Source organism: Desulfoplanes formicivorans (assembly GCF_001748225.1).
Taxonomy (GTDB): Bacteria; Desulfobacterota; Desulfovibrionia; order Desulfovibrionales; family Desulfomicrobiaceae; genus Desulfoplanes; species Desulfoplanes formicivorans.
In genome coordinates this window covers 610,563-629,084 of sequence record NZ_BDFE01000015.1, presented here as the reverse complement: position 1 = coordinate 629,084, position 18,522 = coordinate 610,563, and the positions used below count along the sequence as shown (strand labels likewise).

At 56.5% G+C, this 18,522-nt stretch carries 19 protein-coding genes; 14 read left to right on the top strand and 5 right to left on the bottom strand.

The features are described from left to right. Window positions 1–7: 7 nt before the first annotated feature. Window positions 8–712, top strand: a complete 705-nt coding sequence (locus DPF_RS07625; protein WP_069858585.1) for a molybdopterin-guanine dinucleotide biosynthesis protein MobB — start codon at window positions 8–10, stop codon at window positions 710–712. 49 nt (window positions 713–761) lie between these two features. Here DPF_RS07625 and hflX read toward each other — a convergent pair whose 3' ends face one another. The 3 genes from hflX to DPF_RS07610 all read right to left on the bottom strand — a co-directional run bounded on the left by hflX (window position 762) and on the right by DPF_RS07610 (window position 3,757). Continuing rightward, entirely contained in the window at window positions 762–2,384 is a 1,623-nt protein-coding gene (hflX, locus tag DPF_RS07620) for a GTPase HflX (RefSeq protein WP_069858583.1), read from the bottom strand. Further along, window positions 2,381–2,980, bottom strand: coding sequence for an IMP cyclohydrolase (locus DPF_RS07615; protein ID WP_069858581.1), 600 nt, complete (start codon window positions 2,978–2,980; stop codon window positions 2,381–2,383). Before DPF_RS07615 ends, hflX begins: the two co-directional genes overlap by 4 nt. A gap of 207 nt (window positions 2,981–3,187) precedes the next feature. After that, complete coding sequence (locus DPF_RS07610) at window positions 3,188–3,757, bottom strand: tetratricopeptide repeat protein (protein WP_069858846.1); 570 nt, start codon at window positions 3,755–3,757, stop codon at window positions 3,188–3,190. A gap of 352 nt (window positions 3,758–4,109) precedes the next feature. Between DPF_RS07610 and flgB the strand changes: the two genes are divergently transcribed. The 9 genes from flgB (at window position 4,110) to DPF_RS07565 (ending at window position 11,493) form a co-directional block, all read left to right on the top strand. Continuing rightward, window positions 4,110–4,520, top strand: coding sequence for a flagellar basal body rod protein FlgB (gene flgB / locus DPF_RS07605; RefSeq protein WP_069858579.1), 411 nt, complete (start codon window positions 4,110–4,112; stop codon window positions 4,518–4,520). Then, window positions 4,520–4,957 carry a flagellar basal body rod protein FlgC gene (flgC, locus tag DPF_RS07600; protein ID WP_069858575.1) on the top strand — a complete coding sequence of 146 codons (438 nt, stop codon included), beginning with the start codon at window positions 4,520–4,522 and terminating at the stop codon, window positions 4,955–4,957. Before flgB ends, flgC begins: the two co-directional genes overlap by 1 nt. 12 nt (window positions 4,958–4,969) lie before the next feature. After that, window positions 4,970–5,296 (top strand): flagellar hook-basal body complex protein FliE, encoded by a 327-nt coding sequence (gene fliE, locus DPF_RS07595; RefSeq protein ID WP_069858573.1) that lies wholly within the window; start codon window positions 4,970–4,972, stop codon window positions 5,294–5,296. Window positions 5,297–5,351: 55 nt separating this feature from the next. Next, window positions 5,352–6,950 (top strand): flagellar basal-body MS-ring/collar protein FliF, encoded by a 1,599-nt coding sequence (fliF, locus tag DPF_RS07590; RefSeq protein ID WP_069858571.1) that lies wholly within the window; start codon window positions 5,352–5,354, stop codon window positions 6,948–6,950. Between the two features lie 3 nt (window positions 6,951–6,953). Then, complete coding sequence (fliG, locus tag DPF_RS07585) at window positions 6,954–7,973, top strand: flagellar motor switch protein FliG (protein ID WP_069858569.1); 1,020 nt, start codon at window positions 6,954–6,956, stop codon at window positions 7,971–7,973. Beyond that, entirely contained in the window at window positions 7,966–8,679 is a 714-nt protein-coding gene (locus tag DPF_RS07580) for a FliH/SctL family protein (RefSeq protein WP_141721087.1), read from the top strand. Before fliG ends, DPF_RS07580 begins: the two co-directional genes overlap by 8 nt. 20 nt (window positions 8,680–8,699) lie before the next feature. Then, on the top strand, window positions 8,700–10,004 hold the full coding sequence (locus DPF_RS07575; RefSeq protein ID WP_069858844.1) for a FliI/YscN family ATPase: 1,305 nt from the start codon (window positions 8,700–8,702) through the stop codon (window positions 10,002–10,004). 138 nt (window positions 10,005–10,142) lie between these two features. Continuing rightward, window positions 10,143–10,817, top strand: coding sequence for a hypothetical protein (locus DPF_RS07570; protein WP_069858565.1), 675 nt, complete (start codon window positions 10,143–10,145; stop codon window positions 10,815–10,817). Window positions 10,818–10,893: 76 nt separating this feature from the next. After that, the gene (locus tag DPF_RS07565; protein WP_141721086.1) at window positions 10,894–11,493 is read left to right on the top strand and encodes a FlgO family outer membrane protein; all 600 of its coding nucleotides are present in this window, start codon (window positions 10,894–10,896) and stop codon (window positions 11,491–11,493) included. A gap of 60 nt (window positions 11,494–11,553) precedes the next feature. Here DPF_RS07565 and DPF_RS07560 read toward each other — a convergent pair whose 3' ends face one another. Then, on the bottom strand, window positions 11,554–13,344 hold the full coding sequence (locus DPF_RS07560; RefSeq protein ID WP_069858560.1) for a GspE/PulE family protein: 1,791 nt from the start codon (window positions 13,342–13,344) through the stop codon (window positions 11,554–11,556). Continuing rightward, window positions 13,341–13,847: a D-glycero-beta-D-manno-heptose 1-phosphate adenylyltransferase gene (rfaE2, locus tag DPF_RS07555; RefSeq protein ID WP_083254559.1), complete on the bottom strand. Its 507-nt coding sequence runs from the start codon at window positions 13,845–13,847 to the stop codon at window positions 13,341–13,343. The genes DPF_RS07560 and rfaE2 overlap by 4 nt, the downstream gene beginning before the upstream one ends. Before the next feature lie 694 nt (window positions 13,848–14,541). On the opposite strand from rfaE2, the gene DPF_RS07550 reads away from it, so the two are divergent. The 4 genes from DPF_RS07550 to DPF_RS07535 all read left to right on the top strand — a co-directional run bounded on the left by DPF_RS07550 (window position 14,542) and on the right by DPF_RS07535 (window position 18,444). Further along, complete coding sequence (locus DPF_RS07550; protein WP_069858841.1) at window positions 14,542–15,279, top strand: hypothetical protein; 738 nt, start codon at window positions 14,542–14,544, stop codon at window positions 15,277–15,279. Between the two features lie 89 nt (window positions 15,280–15,368). Beyond that, the gene (locus DPF_RS07545; protein ID WP_069858558.1) at window positions 15,369–15,866 is read left to right on the top strand and encodes a LysM peptidoglycan-binding domain-containing protein; all 498 of its coding nucleotides are present in this window, start codon (window positions 15,369–15,371) and stop codon (window positions 15,864–15,866) included. A gap of 402 nt (window positions 15,867–16,268) precedes the next feature. Then, window positions 16,269–18,107 carry a triose-phosphate isomerase gene (locus tag DPF_RS07540; protein ID WP_069858556.1) on the top strand — a complete coding sequence of 613 codons (1,839 nt, stop codon included), beginning with the start codon at window positions 16,269–16,271 and terminating at the stop codon, window positions 18,105–18,107. Beyond that, a complete protein-coding gene (locus tag DPF_RS07535; protein ID WP_069858554.1) occupies window positions 18,082–18,444 on the top strand; it encodes a potassium channel family protein in 363 nt (120 codons plus the stop codon). The genes DPF_RS07540 and DPF_RS07535 overlap by 26 nt, the downstream gene beginning before the upstream one ends. The last annotated feature ends 78 nt before the right edge of the window (window positions 18,445–18,522 follow it).

The window sequence follows — 18,522 nt, the reverse complement described above, 5'->3', positions numbered from 1 at the left end:
AAGAACCATGCCCATCGCCATAAGCATTGTCGGCTACAAGAACGCCGGCAAGACCAGCCTGGCCATTGATCTGGCCAGGGAACTCACCCAAACGGGCCATACTGTTGCCGGTGTCAAATTTTCCCACGAAGGATTTGATCAGCCATCCACCGATACCCATGCCCTGAGCCAGGTCTGCCAGCAGGTCATTGGCATGGGCCCTGACCAAACAGCCATATTCTGGCCCAAAGCAAGCTACCTTCCGGACCTGCTGCCCCTGGTCAATGCGGATGTGATTCTGGTGGAAGGCGGCAAATCCCTCACCTGGCTGCCCAGAATCCTGGTGCTCAGGTCTCCTGAAGAAGCCGAATCCCTGGACAACGGGCTGGCCCTGGGAACCTGGGGACAGGTGACGGCCAAGGGACTGCTCCCCTTGACCACCATGGAACAGCTGGCCCGGGTAGTTCTGACTCGCGGATTCATGCTGGCTGGCCTTGACTGCAAATCCTGCGGCCGTCCCGACTGCCTGACCCTGGCCAGGGAAATTGTGCAAGGCAAGGCCCTTCCCCGGGAGTGCAAGGCCTTCAAGACAGGCATGAAAATCACTGTCAACGGCCATCCCCTGCCCATGAAATCCTTTGTGGAAGACATGATTGCTGGCTCCCTCAAGGCCCAGCTGGCAACCCTCAAGGGATATGTTCCCGGATCAAAAATCGAGATCACCCTGCGCTGATCACCAAACCGTTCTGCATGAAAAAAGCCCGCTCACATGCGGGCTTTTTTCATGGCAGGCGCGCGAGCACGGCCTCCACCAGGGGAGCAAGGGAAGGCCGGTGCTTGGCCGAAACAAACACGGCCCGGGGAAATATATTGGCCACCACCTCCCGTCGGGCATCGTCCACAAGATCGTTCTTGTTCATGACCAGAATTCTCGGGATCTCGTGGACCCCCAGCTCGGCCAGGATGGCATCCACGGCCGCCACCTGGGCTTCCACCTCGGGATGGCTGGCATCGGCCACCTGCACAAGCAGATCGGCCACTTCCAGTTCCTCAAGGGTGGCCATGAAGGCCTCCTTGAGGTCCTCGGGCAGCTCCCTGATGAAGCCCACCGTGTCCGTGAGAATGATCTCCCGGTCCCGGGGAAAGCGAAGACGCCGGCTGGTGGGATCAAGGGTGGCAAAGAGTTTGTTCTCGGCCAGGACTCCACTGTGGGTCAGGGTATTGAGCAGGGTGGACTTGCCCGCGTTGGTATACCCGATCAGGGCGACAATGGGCACTCCGGCCCGGGCCCGGCTGGCCCTTGTGGCATGGCGGTGCTTGCGAAGCCTCTTGAGTTCTCCCTTGAGCAGGGAGATGCGGTTGCGGATCTTGCGCCGATCCATTTCCAGCTTGGTCTCACCGGGTCCACGGCCGCCAATGCCCCCGGCCAGACGACTCATAGCCCGGCTTTTGCCCACCAGCCGAGGCAGGGTGTATCCCAGCTGGGCCAGTTCCACTTGGAGTTTGCCGGCCTTGGTCACGGCATGCTGGGCAAAGATGTCCAGAATGAGCTGGGTCCGGTCCAGGATCTTGCGCTCGGTCAACCGGGAAAGATTGCGCATCTGGGTGGGTGAGAGTTCCCCCTCGAAAACGATCACGGCCACACCGTGCTGCAAAGCAAGAACCTCCAGCTCGGCCAGTTTGCCCTTGCCCAGAATGTGCTTGGGATTGACCCGGGCGACCCGCTGGACGATTCGGCCAACCACCTCCAGCCCGGCCGTGTTCGCCAGATCCGCGAGTTCATCAAGGCGGGATTTCTGGACCGGCTTGGGTTCCGTGCCCACACTCACAAGCAGGGCATTGCCCTCCCTGGCTCCGGTCTCAATGCGCTGACCGGTACGGGCCAATTCCTCTTCAAGGGATTCTGCCTGGGCCGTAAAATCCGTATCCACCCGGTCCCAGGGCCGGGGAGCATGCACCATGTACGGGGTATCGCCCGCACCAGGAGGGAGCAGATGGGCCCAGTGCAGCCGAAACGGCATGCCTTCCAGCACCGAAAGCACGGCAAAGGAGTCCAGACGCAGGAAAACCATATCCATCAGGTCTTCCGGAGTGATGACCGCGTCCCCGAACCTGGTCAGCAAGAACCTGACCCCCCGGAGCCGGCCGGCACTGGTGCGGAAACCGGTCAGTTCGGGAATGAGCATGGCATCATGCTCGCCAATGACAACCATGACCGGCCGTCCCTTGCGATCAATGACCAGACCGATCTGCCGGGAAATGTCCTGGCTGAGCAGGGCCAGCTCCCGCGCCTGTTCCAGCAAGTACCCTCCCCGGGGCGGAAACCTCCGGTTGTACAGCCGGGTCAGCCGTTTGATCTGACCGGGCTTGAGCCCGGTCAGATTTCCCTTGAGTTTGGAGGCTATAGGTCGTCCCTCCCCAGATAGTCGGCGATCATGCGATCATAGGCGGAAATCAGGGAAAAGGTCTTCACGGCCATGGCCCGCCTGAACGGCAGGGAAACCTTCATGTCATGGGCCGACAGCTCCTGCATGAAGGCGGGATAATCGGCAATGTCCGGAAGCACGGTCATGGAATGAAAATTCTTGGCCCCGGCCCGAAGCAGGGTGGGTCCGCCAATGTCGATCTGCTCCACGGCGGACTTGAGATCCATGGTTTGGGAAACCGCCTGGGCAAAATTGTACAGATTGACACAGATGAGATCAAAGGGTGCTATCTTCTTGTCCTCAAGGGTTGCCAGATGATCCGGGTTGTCCTTGTCGGCCAGGATTCCGGCGTGAATGCAGGGATGCAGGGTCTTGACCCGGCCGCCCAGGATCTCCGGGAATCCGGTCACCTGGCTGACCGGGGTGACCGGAAGACCGGCATCGGCCAGCATCTTTCTGGTCCCCCCCGTGGAAACCAGTTCAACGCCATTGTCCACCAGAAAACGGGCCAGTTCGGGCAGCCCGGATTTATCCGTCACGCTGAGAAGCGCGCGCCTGATCGGAAGCAGTTCCATTCTATTCCTCGCTTGGCATCCTGTTATGTTGTGACCGCACCGCTCCCAACGGACCGGTGCACCATGTGATCAGACCACTGATCATGGGGGTGATTGCCAGAAACCGCAGCAATAGGCAAGACAATAGGCACCATCCCGTCTTACATTCGCGCAAGACGTGATGGTGCCTATTGTCAATAAAGGGTCCTCTGTCCGAAAAAGGGCGGTTTAGACCTCTTCTTCCAGCTGATTAAGCAGCTCCCGGGCATCCTTGTGGGTTGCATCGGCCGCCAGAATGGTCTGAAGATGCGTTGCGGCCATGTCCTTTTTGCCCAGGGCAAAAAAACATCCGGCCAGGGAATATCTGACTTCATGCTTGGCGGGGTCAATGGCCAGATAGGTTTCAAGAAAGGGAATGACTTCTTCGAGCCTGTCACAGACATGTCCCAACTGGACCACCCCGAAAAGGGCTATCATATTCTCGGGATTCTTTTCCAGGGACTGGGCAAAAAGTTCAAACGCCCGATTTGTATTGCCGGTTTCCATTTCAATAAGTCCCATGCCTGCCAGGGCCTTGTCCCCGGGCTCTATGGATGCGGCCTTTCGGTACATCTCCATAGCCGAGTCCAGCTCGCCCTGTTGCACGGCAATGGTGGCCAGACCCAGATAGGGATCAGGGTGAATGCCGTTACTCTGGGCCGCTTTTTCATAATAATCCTTAGCCTTGTCGAGTTCTCCCATAAACAGGTAACACTCGCCGAGTTCCTTATTGATTTCGTAATCCAAATGACTGCTCATTGTTTTTCCCTCCTGGCTGATTGCGCGCTTGCCCATGGCTTGGAACATGATGGTTGGGCCAACTTCCTTTCCTCCGGTCAGCTTGCATTTTCCGACAGTCCGGACAGGGGTACCCCCTGTCCGGATAAGAAACCTTGTGCCAAAGAATTGATCAAGCATACCGGCGCCCAGCTTAATGCACAAATCATGCCGGACAATTTATTCTTAAATTAAAAACAAATAAGAAACTGCAGGACATTCTGGAACAAAGGTTGCTTGGCCTGAAACAATACAGCGTATCCGGGCGAGGAAAATAGAGGCGTATCATCCTTGCAACCATTTGCCATCCAAAGATTTTTTACTCGAAACAACCATGAAATCACTCTTTGCTCAACACATGAATCTGACGGAAAAGGTCCTTGACCTGCGTTTGCAACGTCAAAATGTTGTCGCTGCTAATATCGCTAACATCGATACCCCGGGGTACAAGGAACGGCGACTTGAGTTTGAAAAAGAGCTCCAAGAGGCCCTTCAGATTGACCCCCAAAAACGCATGACACGGACATCTTCCAATCACCTGCCAACACCATTTGCTTTTGAGTCCTGCCAGGGAACCTTAATCAAAGAATTAAACCCTCAGATCGTCCAGGGCAAAGACAGTGTTGACCTAGACAAGGAAATGTCCCGCATGGCCAAAAACACACTCTTGTACAACGCCATGGCCACTGTGCTCAAAAAAAGCTTTGATGGACTGGAAACCACTATTCAGGAGGCAAGCAAGTAATGGATTTCATGACCGCCATAGACATTGGCTCCTCAGGACTCACGGCCGAACGAACCCACCTGAACGTCGTGTCCATGAATCTGGCCAACGCCAATACCACTAAGGGGCCGGATGGGCTCCCCTATCGCCGTAAGGAAATATCCTTCAAGGCAGTGCCTGCTGAACCGACCTTTGAGAAACAGATGAAAAACGCCCTGACAAGGGAATTACATGGCGTGGAAGTGGATGACATACGCGATGATCCCCGTCCCTTCAGGCGTGTCTATGATCCAGGGCATCCTGATGCCGGGGAAGACGGGTATGTCAATTATCCGGACATCAATGTGGTCCAGGAGATGGCCTCCATGATGACCATCATGCGCAGTTACGAAGCGTGCGCAACGTCCATTTCCACTACAAAAACCATGTTTAACAAGGCCCTTGAACTGGGCAAATAAGGAGAATGGTTCATGGCTATCAATCCAGTGGCCCTCAAGGCCTATACCAATCCCCTGACCAACGGGACCCAGGAGACTGCCGGTCAAGCCTCGGGAATGGCCCAGAAAACCGGCGGCACCCGCTCTTTTTCCGATACCATCAAAGAATCCCTGGGCAAGGTCAATGACCTGCAAGGAACCAAGGACGCCATGATCAAGTCCTTTGCCTCGGGAGAACGACAAAACGTCCATGAGCTCATGATCTCATTGCAGAAAGCAGGCATGGCCATGCGCATGACCTCGGCGGTACGCAATAAGGTCCTCGAAGGGTACAAGGAACTCGTAAAAATGCAGTTCTAGGTGCCTGCAACGTCCGAAAATGACCATTTGAACCCCTTTTCACCGAGTCGAGACCATGCATCCCCTTGCGCAAAAAACAGTATCAAAGATCACATCCTTCTGGTCCACAAGCTCCATGGCCCAACGGATTCTTGTCACCGGCCTGTGTGTCAGCGTCATCGTCGTTTTCCTGCTGATGCTTTTCTGGCTTAACCAGACGTCCTACAAGGTTCTTTATACCAATCTCTACCAGGAAGATGCCTCCCGGGTGGTGGCCTTTCTGGAAAAAGAACACGTCAAATACAAGCTGGAAAACAACGGATCAACCATCCTGGTCCCAGAAAACAGGGTCTACAATCTCCGTCTGGCTCTTGCCGGAGCCGGTACCCTACACGGCCAGGGTGTGGGCTTTGAACTTTTCGACACAACCCAGATCGGACAGACCGACTTTATCCAGCACATCAACTACCAGCGCGCCCTGCAGGGAGAACTGGCACGGACCATTGCCGAATATCCGGATATCATCTCGGCCAGGGTGCACTTGGTCATTCCGGACAAAAGCCTGTTCATCGAAGATCAGGCCCCCACATCCGCATCCGTAGTTCTGAAAATGAAGCCCTCAACCACCCTTTCCAGGCAGGAAATACAAAGCATTGTCAATCTGGTGACAACCGGCGTGGAGGGCATGACAGACGAACATATTACCATATCCACCACCAAGGGACAGGTCCTTTACCAGCCCAAGGCTGAAGAAGGCATCGGCCTGACCAGCACGCAATTCGAGTACCAGCAGAACCTGCAACGCAATCTGGAACAGCGCATCGAACAAATGCTCGCGCCCATCGTGGGGCAGGACAGAGTCATTGCCCGGGTGGCTGCGGATCTTGACTTCAGCCAGACAAATACCCGGGAAGAAATCTATGACCCCGACAGTTCCGTGATACGCAGCGAACAGCGCAGCGAGGAAGAGAGTTCGGGCAATTCCATGATCGAACAAGGGGTTCCTGAAGCCGAATACCAGGCCGCCCCCAACAAGGCCACAGGCACTTCACAATCCACATCAAGGACCACCTCGACCATCAACTATGAAATCAACAAGGTGGACAAGCACACGGTGTCCCCGCTAGGAAAGATCGACCGGTTGAGCGTGGCTGTCATTGTAGATGGAACCTACGAACGCAATGAGCAGGGAGAATACGTTTATCAGCCCCTGTCGGCGGCACAAATGGACCGCATCCGCAGCCTGGTTGAAAAAGCCGTGGGCTTTGACGCAACACGCGCCGACTCCATCGAGGTTTCCAACATCTCCTTTGGCAAGCCCGAAATAGAGCCTGTGCCCACCATCAGTGATACGGTCTCCACCTATTTCAAACTGATCGGCAAGCCACTGCTCAATGCTCTGCTGGTTCTGCTGTTCCTTCTGCTCATCGTCAGACCGGTCATCCTGACCATTATCAAGCCCAAGGTTTCGGGCGAGGACATGGCCGTGACCGAGGAATTGCCCCAGGGTGAAGGCCGTATGGCTCTAGCCGAAGGGTTGGACGATGAAGTCATGCAGGACATTGAAGATCAGACCAAAATCAGCGATGCCAGGGCCTATGCCGCGCAATTGGTTGATCAGAACATGGAACAGGCGGTGCAGGTTATCAAAAAATGGGTTACCAAGGGAGGTTGATCCGTGGCAAATCCGGAGAATGCTGCAGCTTTAAACGGCCCCCAAAAAGCAGCCATCGTGCTTTTAGCCCTGGGCAAAAATCTCGCGGCGACGATCTTCAAGCAACTTGAACGGGATGAAATCACGGCCATATCCAAGGCCATGGTGGAAATGGATACCATTTCCAAGGAAATGGCCCAGGAAGTCCTCAAAGAATTCAACGAAACCATGCTCATCCAGAAGGACATGCTCATTGCCGGTCCTTCCCAGGTCAAAAAACTGCTTACGGAAAATCTTGATCCCGACACGGCCAAATATGTACTGGACTCCCTGGACCTGAATCTGGGCAGGACACCCTTCAAGGAGTTGAACAATGTCAGCCCCAAGATTCTTTCCCAGATCCTGCGCAACGAACATCCCCAGACAATGGCCCTCATCGCAGGGCATCTGCCCCCGGACAATGCGGCCGAGCTTCTCCAGCACCTGTCCCCTGGTGCCAGGGCCGAAGTCATGATGCGCCTGGCCAAACTCGAAGCGGTTCCCGAGGACATGCTCCTGGAAGTGGACAGGGTTCTGCAAAATCAGCTTATTGCCATTGGTGGCAAGGAAGGCAAACACGTGGGTGGAGTCCAGGCAGTGGCCGAAATTCTCAATGCCATCGACCATAGTACTGAAGAGGAAATCCTCACGGAAATCGAAGAAGATTCGGCCTCCCTGGCAGATGAGATCAGACAGCTCATGTTTGTTTTCGAAGACGCCACCAGCTTGGACAACAGGGCCATCCGCGAAGTACTCAAAGAAATCAGTAACGAGGAACTGGGCCTGGCCATGAAGACCGCTTCGGACGAGCTCAAGACTAAATTTTTCAGCAACATGTCCGAACGGGCCGCCACCATGATCCAGGAAGACCTGGAAATCATGGGCCCGGTCAAACTCTCTGAAGTGGAATCGGCCCAGCAGAGCATTGTCAAGACCATCAGACGGCTCGAGGCCGAAGGTCGAATTGCCATCCCTGGCAAGGGAGGAGGCGAGGTCCTTGTCTAGCACCCCCAAACCATTTCGGACCGGACGCATTGTTATGGGACTCAATGCCCAAGGCAATGATCCCTTAGCGCCTCTCCATGATTCGGCCAGGTTCACCCAGGAGATGGAAGAGGAATACACCCTGCGCGTCAAGAGCAGGGCAAGGGCCGCTGCCAAAGACATCATTGCCAAGGCCATGGCCGAAGCCGAGGCCATCAAGCAACAGGCCCACGAGCAGGGATATGAACAGGGTATGGCCACGGCCCACGAAGAACTGGCAAGCCATAGCCGGAAACTTTCCGACAAGTTCAATGGATTCCTGCACGAACTACACGCCTACAAGGATACGGTTCGCGCCGAATATTGCCGGGACATGTCGTTACTTCTCAAGACGGCCCTGGAAAAAATCGTAAGTATGGAGATAGCCACTGACCGGGTCCCTATTCTCGACCATCTCCTGAATGAAGCCCTGACCCTTATCGACAATCGGGAACGCATCACCCTTTTTTGTGCACCCGAAGACGAGTCACTGCTGAACGATCTTGTAGCCCAGTCCGTCGCTACATTTCCCGACCTGCAACAATGGATCGTCAAGGCCTCGCCAGAAATCCGACAAGGCGGCCTGAAAATCGAAAGCAGCAACGGCATGGTCGACAACACTATTGATGCCCGCTTTGCCCTGGTCAGGGAAATCGTCGATCAGATCTCCCTGGAGGACGAACAGTGAACCTGTCTACCGAGGCCGCCATGCATCTCCTGTCGGACCTTTCCCCTGCCCAGTCATACGGCAAGGTGAACAAGGTTGTGGGGCTTGTTGCCGAAGGCCAGGGTATCAAGGCACCCCTTGGCTCCATCTGCCAACTGCTCCCGGAATACGGGCACAACGCCGAGGGTATACCTGCCGAAGTTGTGGGCTTCAGGGACGGATCGGTCCTGTTCATGCCCTATGATGACATGCGCGGCATCAAACCCGGAAGTTTGATCCGCAACGCCCCCTCTCCCCCGGTCTTTCCCGTGGGCAACCGGTATCTCGGCCATGCCCTGGACGCCTTTGGCCATCCTCTGGACAAGAGGGAACACATTACTCCGGCACGATTCAATCCTCTGTACACCGCAGCACCCAATCCCCTTGAACGACCCAGGATCACAGAACCCCTGGATGTGGGCGTCCGGGCCATCAATTCCCTGCTCACCCTTGGCAAAGGCCAGCGAGTGGGCATCATGGCCGGGTCGGGTGTGGGCAAGAGCACCCTCATGGGCATGATCGCCCGATACACTGAAGCCGACGTCAATGTCATCGCCCTCATTGGTGAACGCGGTCGGGAAGTCCGCGAATTCATTGAAAAGGATCTGGGACCTGAAGGCATGGCCAGATCGGTTCTGGTCATTGCCACCTCGGATCAAGGTCCCCTGGTGCGCATGCGGGCGGCCTACGCGGCAACCGCCATGGCCGAATTCTTTCGGGACCAGGGTAAAGACGTCATCCTGATGATGGACTCGGTGACCCGCTTTGCCATGGCCGCCCGGGAAGTGGGCCTGGCTGCGGGCGAACCGCCGACCACCCGGGGATACACGCCAACCGTATTTTCTCACCTGCCCAAGCTTTTGGAAAGAGCAGGCAAGAATCAAAACGGCAGCATAACTGGTATTTATACGGTCCTAGTCGAGGGGGACGACTTCAACGAGCCCATTGCCGATGCCGTGCGGTCCATCCTGGACGGACACATTGTCCTTACCCGAGAATTGGCCGACCAGGGCCACTACCCCTGTATCGACGTGCTCAAGAGCGTCAGCCGCCTGCGTTCCGACGTTTCGCCCCAGGACATCATTGCGGCCGGTCAGGGACTCATCCGCCATCTGGCCACATACAACAAGGTCGAGGACATGGTGAACATCGGGGCCTACGCCAAAGGCAGCAATCCGAATATTGACACGGCCCTGACCATGATCGATCCTATCCGATCTTTTCTCCAGCAGCCCATAGCCGAGAAGGCGACACTCCAGCAGAGTTTTCAAGCCCTCAAGCAACTCATCGCCACCCAATCCACCTGATCCACTGAATTGAACTGTTGCCCTGTGCTGGTCCACCCTCAAGATTTTCTCCTGCCGGCCGATATAGTCTGTATGAGCATTCATCAAGGCAAGCCAGCCAGGCGCGTCCATGACACGGCGCCATTGGGGATCTGCAGGATGCGAATCATCATTCTGACGATTCTTTGCGCCCTCGGCTGCGCCCAGCAGCAAACAGCGTTATCCCTGCAATCCCACGACCCTTGCACTGTCAACGCCACCATTGAAGGCAATCCGGCCACGGGATCATCACAAACCCCGCGCACCAGACCGGACGACCTGCCGGCAATCTTTTCAGACAAACCGGCAACTCAACAGCACCAATCCGCCCGCCTCAAGGATGCCCGTGCATTTGCTCGCCAGGTACACGAGCTTGGCGAACAACTTGTGGCCAAACTGTCCGACGGCACCACGCCCGATCCCGCCAACCAACCGATAATCATGATTTTCCCGTTCAGACCACTGGATGGCTCCAGACAAACATCCATCCTGGGCACCTATATCGCCATGCAGCTCACAGCCCACTGCGCCCAACAGGGACTTGCCGCCCAGGAACAACACGTTTTTGACGTTTCCAACGATCAGGCAAACATAACGGAGAGCTACCGCATTGAGGGGACCTATCATGTCAATGCGGGAACCATCACTCTCTCGGGCTGGCTAATCAACCAGCACACAACAAGGATTGTGAACGCGGCAACCAAGATTGTGGCGGCCACACCGTTTGTCCATGGGCTGCTCCGGGATGAAAGCCTGCAGGAAAACACGGCTGTTCCCATTCGCGACCCCCTGTAACCCTGACCGGAAAGAACAGAACCGCGCCAGGCAAACCCTGAGCATGTTCATGCCCCAAGAAGCGGAGATCAATGCCATGCGCACTTCCATATTATTACTCTTTTATTCGGCCGTCTGCCTGATCGCATGGACAGCGCGTCCCTGCTTTGCCCTCGCCGCCCCGTCGCCATGCGCAATCATGGGACAGGACCTTGTGCGGCAACTCCAACACAGAGCCGACAACCAGGGTGTGGACCTTGACACCCTGACCTTTGTTGTCACCACCCCGGTCAATCTGGATGATCTGACCCGCAGCTCCCCCCTGGCACGGTTTACCGCGGAAAATCTGAGCATGTGGCTTGTGAGGCAGGGATTCAGGATCAGGGAGATCCGCCGGGCTGACGCCATCCTTATGGCACCAAGGCAGGGAGAAATGAGCCTGACCCGCAAACCGGAAGACCTGTACACCACAACGGTCAGCGGAACGCTTCTGGTCACGGGAACCTACACGGTCTTGAGCGACCGGGTGCTTTTTCACATCCGGGTGCTCAAAGCCGATTCCAACGAGGTCCTGGCCATGACGCACATGACCCTGCCACGAGATGCCAACACCAATGTTCTTCTGACTCGAAACGACAAAAAGGGGCGAACATCCCTGTTCGCCCCCAGTGTCACCACATCCCTGCCTGCCTATTGAGCAACAACCAGTCACCGTGCACACGCGGACCGGATATCACATCCGGTCCAGTCATGCCGGTCATCCCCTGGACGTTGCCCCTCCTGTCACCCGGAGAACTTCCTCAATGGTTGTTTTGCCGGCCCTGACCTTTTCCATGCCGTCCTGAAACAGGCTTTTGATGCCCCTGGTACGGATGGACCGACGCAATCCTTCCACATCCATGCCCGCATCAAGACCCTGCCCCAATCCGGCATCAAGGGGCACCACCTCGAACAGCCCCTCGCGTCCCAGATAGCCGGTGTTGCGGCAATATTCACACCCAACCCCCCGGTACAGGGTATCTTCCGGAGTAAAGAGCTCCCCTAGCCCCCATCCGTCCAGGTCTGCCTGGCGGGGATGGCTGGGAACCCTGCAGTGGGGACAGATGGTCCGCACCAAACGCTGGGCAATGACTCCCAAAAGGGAGGCATTGAGCAAATAGGATTCCACCCCCAGATCCCTGAGGCGGGTCAGGGTGGACGCGGCATCGTTGGTATGCAGGGTTGAAAGGACCAGATGGCCGGTCAGGGCGGCCTGAATGGCCTCTTCAGCCGTATCCAGGTCCCGCATTTCCCCCACCATGACAATGTCCGGATCCTGACGCAGGATGTGCCGAAGCATCTTGCCAAAGCCCACGCCAATGCGATCCTGGATGCCGATCTGATTGAAATCCTCCACAATCATTTCAATGGGGTCTTCAATGGTCACCACATTGATACCCGAATGGGCCATGACCTTCAGGGTCGAATACAGGGTCGTGGACTTGCCGCTTCCCGTGGGTCCGGTGACCAGGATCAGACCATGGGTCCGCCGGATCAGGGACTGGTAGGCCCCAAGCTGCTCAGGCCCCATGCCCAGGGCGTCCAGGGGCTTGAGAATGGACTCGCCTGAAAGCAGGCGCAAAACCATCTTTTCCCCAAAGGCCACGGGAATGGTCGAAACCCGGACATCCGTTGGGGTGCCCTCGAGCACGAGCTGGACCCGGCCATCCTGGGGCCGACGTTTTTCGGAAATATCCAGCCGGCTCATGCCCTTGAGCCGATTGAGCATGGCCTGGTGCACACTGGTGGGCAAACGGTGAACAGGATGCAGGATACCGTCGATCCTGAACCGGACCAGACTGTGATCCCGCTTGGGTTCGAAATGGATGTCGCTGGCCCGTTCCACCAGGGCCGTGGCAAGCAGATAGTCCACCGCCTTGACCAGATGATGCTGGGAGGTCGGGTCCAGTCGGCCGGCAATGCTCACCCGGGCTTCCTGATCCCCGAGCCCTGCCTGGCCCTCGATTTCCCGCTCGGCCGCCCTGACCGAAAGACGAAACTGGAAAACATCCTCGATCAGCCGGGTAATCTGTTCCCTGGAAGTCAGAAAAACCCGGTGCGGCAGGGTTGTCACCCGGGCAACATCCTCCCACAGCTCGGGACAAAAGGGGTTGTGCACGGCAACGCACAAAACCCCGTCCTGGATGTACAGGGGCACAAGCAGATTCCTGCGGGCAAAACTTTCGGAAACCAGACCGGCGCTCACTTCGAGATCAATCTCCAGGGGATCGATCCGCTTGTACTCAAGCCCGGCATCCTGGGCCACGGCACGCAGGATGCTTTCCTCGTCAAGACGGCGATCCGGACCGGAAGCCATTGCCCTGGCCCGGGTGAGCCCCAGACGAATGAGGAAATCCAGCCCCTGGGGATCATCACGGCCAATGCCATGTTCCCGGGCCTTGCGCACCACCAGGGAGGTCTGCTCCCGGTTCAATTCGCCCTGCTGGCCAAGCACAGGCAGCAAAAAGGACAGGCTGTAGGTATGACGGGGCCAGATCTTCGCTGTCATGACCGAGACCCCGTGCCGGTTCCGGAAGCGTACAGGGCGCAAATCCGTTCAATGGTCCCTGTTGTCGAGTACCCGTCCAACACGGGCAGACTCAAAACCTTCCCGCCTTTGGCCTCGACAATATCCCGGCCCACGATCCTGTCCACGGGCCAATCCCCTCCCTTGACCAGAATGTCCGGCTGAACCAGCTGGATCAGCCGGTAGGGCGTATCCTCTTCAAAAATGATCACATGATCCACACAGGCCAGGGCCCCAAGAACCCCGGCCCGGTCGTGTTCCTGATTCACGGGCCGCTTCTCCCCCTTGAGCCGGCGCACGGACGCGTCGCTGTTCACCCCGACCACGAGCAGGTCACCCAGTTGCCGGGCACGGGTCAGATAGTCCACGTGGCCCAAATGCAAAAGATCAAAACATCCGTTGGTAAAGACCAACCGCTTCCCGGCACAGGCCGAACGAAGGGCTGAAATGTTGGCCCAGGAAACAAGCTTCTGGCTATACGTCATGATCATCCTGTTTTTGCTGGTAAAAGGGGGATACACGTCAACACGGTCCGGTACACACTCCGGGAAAAAGGACCAGACGGCACCTTGCAGCGCATCGCCACCGGCCCGCAACCAACCCCTGATTACCCCTTTCCCAGACAAAAAAAAAGGCCATCCGCCTTGCTGGGAACGGATGGCCGGACTAGATTGACCGATTATGCTTCAACGGAGGCCTGATTGCCGCTTATGCGCACATTCTCCTCGGGAATACGCAACCCGAGGCAATAAGCAGACAGCGCAGCAGCCTTCCAAGTAACCATTTAGCGTAGACGGTCCCCAGTGTATTCATCTGAAGCCTTCTGGATATTCCCACTCGAATTTCAAGACGCACGTCCTGTTTTCTGCCCATGCTTGCCCATCACCTCCAAAACGGAGGTGATTCAAGGCATGATCCCTGTCCACATCCATTCCCTAGAACATGGACAGCGCGGACAAAAAAACAACGGTCCACGCCATGGCCATGCACAGCGTCATGCGGCATAGCGCTTTGGCACAAAACAGTTACTGGCATTGACTTGACACCAACACCATCAAAGAGAATAGTTTCTCCACCCCTATGTACGTGCATGGGCCTTTGTCCTTCTTGTCCACGCCATCAGGATCAATGCGTCCTGGCAAGACAGCCCCCTTTCCAACCACGGCACAAGGATTTGTCATGTCAAAATCATGGATCAAACAGAAACGGGATGAATTCGTCAGGGACGTTCTCAGGGATTTTTGCCTGGTAAGCGTACAACTGGAAAATGAATTCAAGCATTATGATCTCAACGGGTTCACCCGATTCACGTTTTTCAGGGATCTTCTCGGGGCCCGCACCAACAAGGGGCAATTGTGGCGCCTTAAAGACACGGCCCACCTGCTGTTCAGAAACGAGCCCGAAGAGTCGATCATTGCCCATTACCTGGACTGGGCCATTGGGTACATTTTCCACGAGTGCATGAAACTCATGGAAGACAGCTACCAGCGCCGCCGCTACAAGCCCTGGTTCGAATCCCTCCCGCCCAAGACCAACATGGAACCCGAAGAGGTGCTCATTGGCAAGGAGCTGTACATGCTCATCGAGCAGACCAGGGAAAGCATCGACAGGGAAATCAAACGGGTCAGATTCCTGCTTTTCCACTGCCGCAGGATGCTGACCATCTACCTGCCCGCCCATCATGAAAACGCCCTGCTGGCCCGGTTCATTTACGATCAGAACGACCTTGTCCGCCAGGTCTTTCGAAGCGGGTATGACAGCTTCATTCAGGCCCTGTACAATGACTCCCCGGACAGGCTGTTTTCCCTGGCAGCCCAGAGCCTGGAACAGGGAGGATGGCATCGCGAGGCACGGGAAGCCCGGGAGGCCGGGAAAAACAACGAACTCCTGGAATTCAGCTCATCCTTGCAAGCCTGAACAAGACATGCTATTTCTTCGTGCTCAGCGTAATCCTGACATTTTCACCCAACCCAAGACAACAACTACCCAATAGGAGGAACCTTTTCATGAAACGCGTGATCGGACTCATTTTCCTCAGTGCTCTTCTTTTCAGCTTCGGCTGTGCCAAGAAGACCAAGGTGACCTGCCCTGAACCCCAGACCCAGCAGCAGGAACAGGTCGCACAGGACGCCCCCATGGCAATGGAAGAGGCCGCTCCTGTTCCCGTAGCCGAGCCAACGCCCATGGAACTCTACGCCAAGGACTATGCCGAATTGCCAACCCAGTACCAGGTCGCCAAGGGTGATTGCCTGTGGTGGATCGCCGAGTTCAAGCAGATCTACAACGACCCGTTTATGTGGCCCCTGATCTACAAGGCCAATCGCGACAAGATCAACAATCCCGATCTCATCTACCCGAACCAGATTTTCTCCATTCCCAGGGATTTCAGCCTGACCGAACTGACCCAGAGCCGCAAGCAGGCCGGGGCAGCCAAGCCATACATCGCCCCCCAGGATGCCAACCTTCCTGCCAACCTGCGGGCAGAGCTCGGCTGGGGCTTCTAACAACCGCATGCGCCCACAAAAAAACGCCCCAGCTTGCCGGGGCGTTTTTTTGTGGGCGGCCTCAAGTGACCATGTCTGCTTAAGGAACTTGAGGTAAAAAGGGACATGCTGTCGCCAGGAGAGAGCGAGTGTCTGACAATGAATATCAAGCCGTCTTCACGGAACCCTCAAGACGGCTTGACATGATTTCGGACATACACGACCCCTTGTTGCCGGTCCAAACAGACTCGTCATCATGATGATGCATGCCCCTTCCGGAAACAGTTTCCACACAAGCCGTATCCCAGAAACCACTTGGTTTCTGATCCAATACGAGCAAAGGCGTCGTGTCTTGTTTACCTAAAAACGCCTGCCACCCGGGCAGCCAGAAAGTTGTCGCAACCACAACGTTTGGGAGCAACCATGCTGAAAAACGGCCTTCACTTCAACCCGGCCCGTCTGGACCACGACTTGATCAATCGCGACAAGCCGGAATTGTACCGTTCCATCTATCCGTACAAAAAAATCGGTCGGATGCCCTTTGACGACAATTTTGTGCTTCCCCGTTTTCCCAAGGAACTGTTCATCACGGACACGACCTTCAGGGACGGCCAGCAGGCACGGCCCCCGTACACGGTCAAACAGATGGGGGACATCTTTGATCTGCTCCACAAACTGGGAGGACACAGCGGGCTGATCCGTCAAAGTGAATTCTTCCTGTACTCGGACAAGGACAAGCGTGCCGTGGAGCTCTGCCAGTCCAAGGACTACCGCTTTCCCGAAGTGACGGCCTGGATACGGGCCAACACCGAGGATCTCAAACTGGTCAAGTCCATGGGGATCAAGGAAACGGGCATGCTCACCTCGGTCTCGGACTACCACATCTACATGAAGCTGGGCAAGGACCGCAAAACCGCCATGCGCGACTACCTCACGGTGGTGGAACAGGCCCTGGCCGATGGCATCCGCCCCCGGTGCCATTTTGAGGATATCACCCGGGCGGATATCTACGGATTCTGCATCCCCTTTGCCCGCCAGCTCATGAGCCTGTCACGTCAAAGCGGCATCCCCGTGAAAATCAGGCTCTGCGACACCATGGGTTTCGGCGTTCCCTACCCGGGTGCGGCCCTGCCCCGCAGCGTGGGCAAGATCGTCCGGGCGTTTACGGACGAGGCCTCGGTTCCCGGGGAATGGCTGGAATGGCACGGACACAACGATTTTCACAAGGCCCTCATCAATACCACGACCGCATGGATCTATGGCTGCTCCGGGGCCAACGGCACCCTGCTCGGTTTTGGCGAACGGACCGGCAATGCCCCCATTGAGGCCCTGATCATCGAGTACATTTCCCTGACCGGTGACGACGATGCCGCCATCACCCAGACCATTTCCGAAATCGGCTCGTATTTTTCCCGCGAACTCGACTACGCCATCCCCCACAACTACCCCTTTGTGGGCCGCGATTTCAACACCACCAGCGCGGGCATCCACGTGGACGGCTTGCTCAAGAACGAAGAGATCTACAACATATTCGACACCAAGCACATCCTCAACAAACCCGTTCCCATCACCATCACCGACAAATCGGGCAAGGCCGGAATCGCCTACTGGATCAACACGGCCCTGAATCTGGAAGGCACCCGCAAGGTGGACAAACGCCATCCGGCCGTGGGCAAAATCTACAAGCGGATCATGGAATCCTACGCCCGAGGGAGAACAACCAAGTTCTCCTATGACGAAATGCACGCTATTGTGGCCAGGTTCATGCCCGAGCTGTTCTCCTCGAGTTTTGACCATCTCAAGAAGCTGGCCCAATCCATTGCCACCAAGATCGTCACCAAGCTCGCCCAGAGCCCGGCCATCACCTCCCTGGACCGGGACGTGGCGGCCCAGCACATGACCGCTTTTCTGGAAGAATATCCGTTCATCCAGTACCTCTATCTCATCGACACCAAGGGATTCCCCATCACCTGGCAGGTCGCCCATCCCGAGGACCAGGAGCTCTACAGAAGCAAGCTTGGCCCGGATCACGACTTTTCCGGCCGGGACTGGTTCAAGGGGCCCATGAGCAGCGGCAAGTTCTGTGTCACGGACTTCTACCGTTCCTATCTCTCGGGCAAACTCTGTCTGACCGTGTCCACGCCCGTAAGCGACCAGGAAGACGAAATCCGGGCCATTCTCGGGGCTGACATCCGATTCGAGGAACTGGTCAAAATCCAGCAGAGCATCGAAAACGATGAAAAAGAGCAGGAACTGGATTAAATCCCCCCTTGCCAAGCTGCTCCTGGCCACGGGTGTTGTGTTGATCCTGAGTTCCCTCCTGTTTTATGGCATTGAATTCCAGGAGCAGGACCGGAACCTGTTCGAGGCCCTGTGGTGGTCGGCGGTGACCATTACCACGGTCGGCTACGGGGATATTGTTCCCCTTTCCCCTGCGGGCAGGCTCCTGGGTGTCGTGGTCATGCTCTCGGGCATCGGGCTGATATCCACCCTGACGGGCAATCTGGGCCGTCTTCTGGCCCGGCATGTGCGCCGGGGCAACCGGGAACAAATCAAATTGACAACCGCCCTGGCCCTGGCCTTGTCCCTCCGGGGGTGAACAAAATCATCATATTCCTGCCTTCCACCCATCTCTTGCACACTCCGGGACAAGGGTGACCGGCCGGAAGCAGGCACC

What these genes read in the sequence shown, in the direction of transcription:
- DPF_RS07560 (WP_069858560.1), bottom strand. Translation starts at nt 13,344, where the DNA reads ATGACAGCGAAGATCTGGCCCCGTCATACCTACAGCCTGTCCTTTTTG.
- DPF_RS07570 (WP_069858565.1), top strand. Translation starts at nt 10,143, where the DNA reads ATGCGAATCATCATTCTGACGATTCTTTGCGCCCTCGGCTGCGCCCAG.
- DPF_RS07610 (WP_069858846.1), bottom strand. Translation starts at nt 3,757, where the DNA reads ATGAGCAGTCATTTGGATTACGAAATCAATAAGGAACTCGGCGAGTGT.
- rfaE2 (WP_083254559.1), bottom strand. Translation starts at nt 13,847, where the DNA reads ATGACGTATAGCCAGAAGCTTGTTTCCTGGGCCAACATTTCAGCCCTT.
- DPF_RS07540 (WP_069858556.1), top strand. Translation starts at nt 16,269, where the DNA reads ATGCTGAAAAACGGCCTTCACTTCAACCCGGCCCGTCTGGACCACGAC.
- flgB (WP_069858579.1), top strand. Translation starts at nt 4,110, where the DNA reads ATGAAATCACTCTTTGCTCAACACATGAATCTGACGGAAAAGGTCCTT.
- fliF (WP_069858571.1), top strand. Translation starts at nt 5,352, where the DNA reads ATGCATCCCCTTGCGCAAAAAACAGTATCAAAGATCACATCCTTCTGG.
- DPF_RS07625 (WP_069858585.1), top strand. Translation starts at nt 8, where the DNA reads ATGCCCATCGCCATAAGCATTGTCGGCTACAAGAACGCCGGCAAGACC.
- DPF_RS07565 (WP_141721086.1), top strand. Translation starts at nt 10,894, where the DNA reads ATGCGCACTTCCATATTATTACTCTTTTATTCGGCCGTCTGCCTGATC.
- DPF_RS07535 (WP_069858554.1), top strand. Translation starts at nt 18,082, where the DNA reads ATGAAAAAGAGCAGGAACTGGATTAAATCCCCCCTTGCCAAGCTGCTC.
- DPF_RS07550 (WP_069858841.1), top strand. Translation starts at nt 14,542, where the DNA reads ATGTCAAAATCATGGATCAAACAGAAACGGGATGAATTCGTCAGGGAC.
- DPF_RS07615 (WP_069858581.1), bottom strand. Translation starts at nt 2,980, where the DNA reads ATGGAACTGCTTCCGATCAGGCGCGCGCTTCTCAGCGTGACGGATAAA.
- fliE (WP_069858573.1), top strand. Translation starts at nt 4,970, where the DNA reads ATGGCTATCAATCCAGTGGCCCTCAAGGCCTATACCAATCCCCTGACC.
- DPF_RS07545 (WP_069858558.1), top strand. Translation starts at nt 15,369, where the DNA reads ATGAAACGCGTGATCGGACTCATTTTCCTCAGTGCTCTTCTTTTCAGC.
- flgC (WP_069858575.1), top strand. Translation starts at nt 4,520, where the DNA reads ATGGATTTCATGACCGCCATAGACATTGGCTCCTCAGGACTCACGGCC.
- DPF_RS07575 (WP_069858844.1), top strand. Translation starts at nt 8,700, where the DNA reads ATGCATCTCCTGTCGGACCTTTCCCCTGCCCAGTCATACGGCAAGGTG.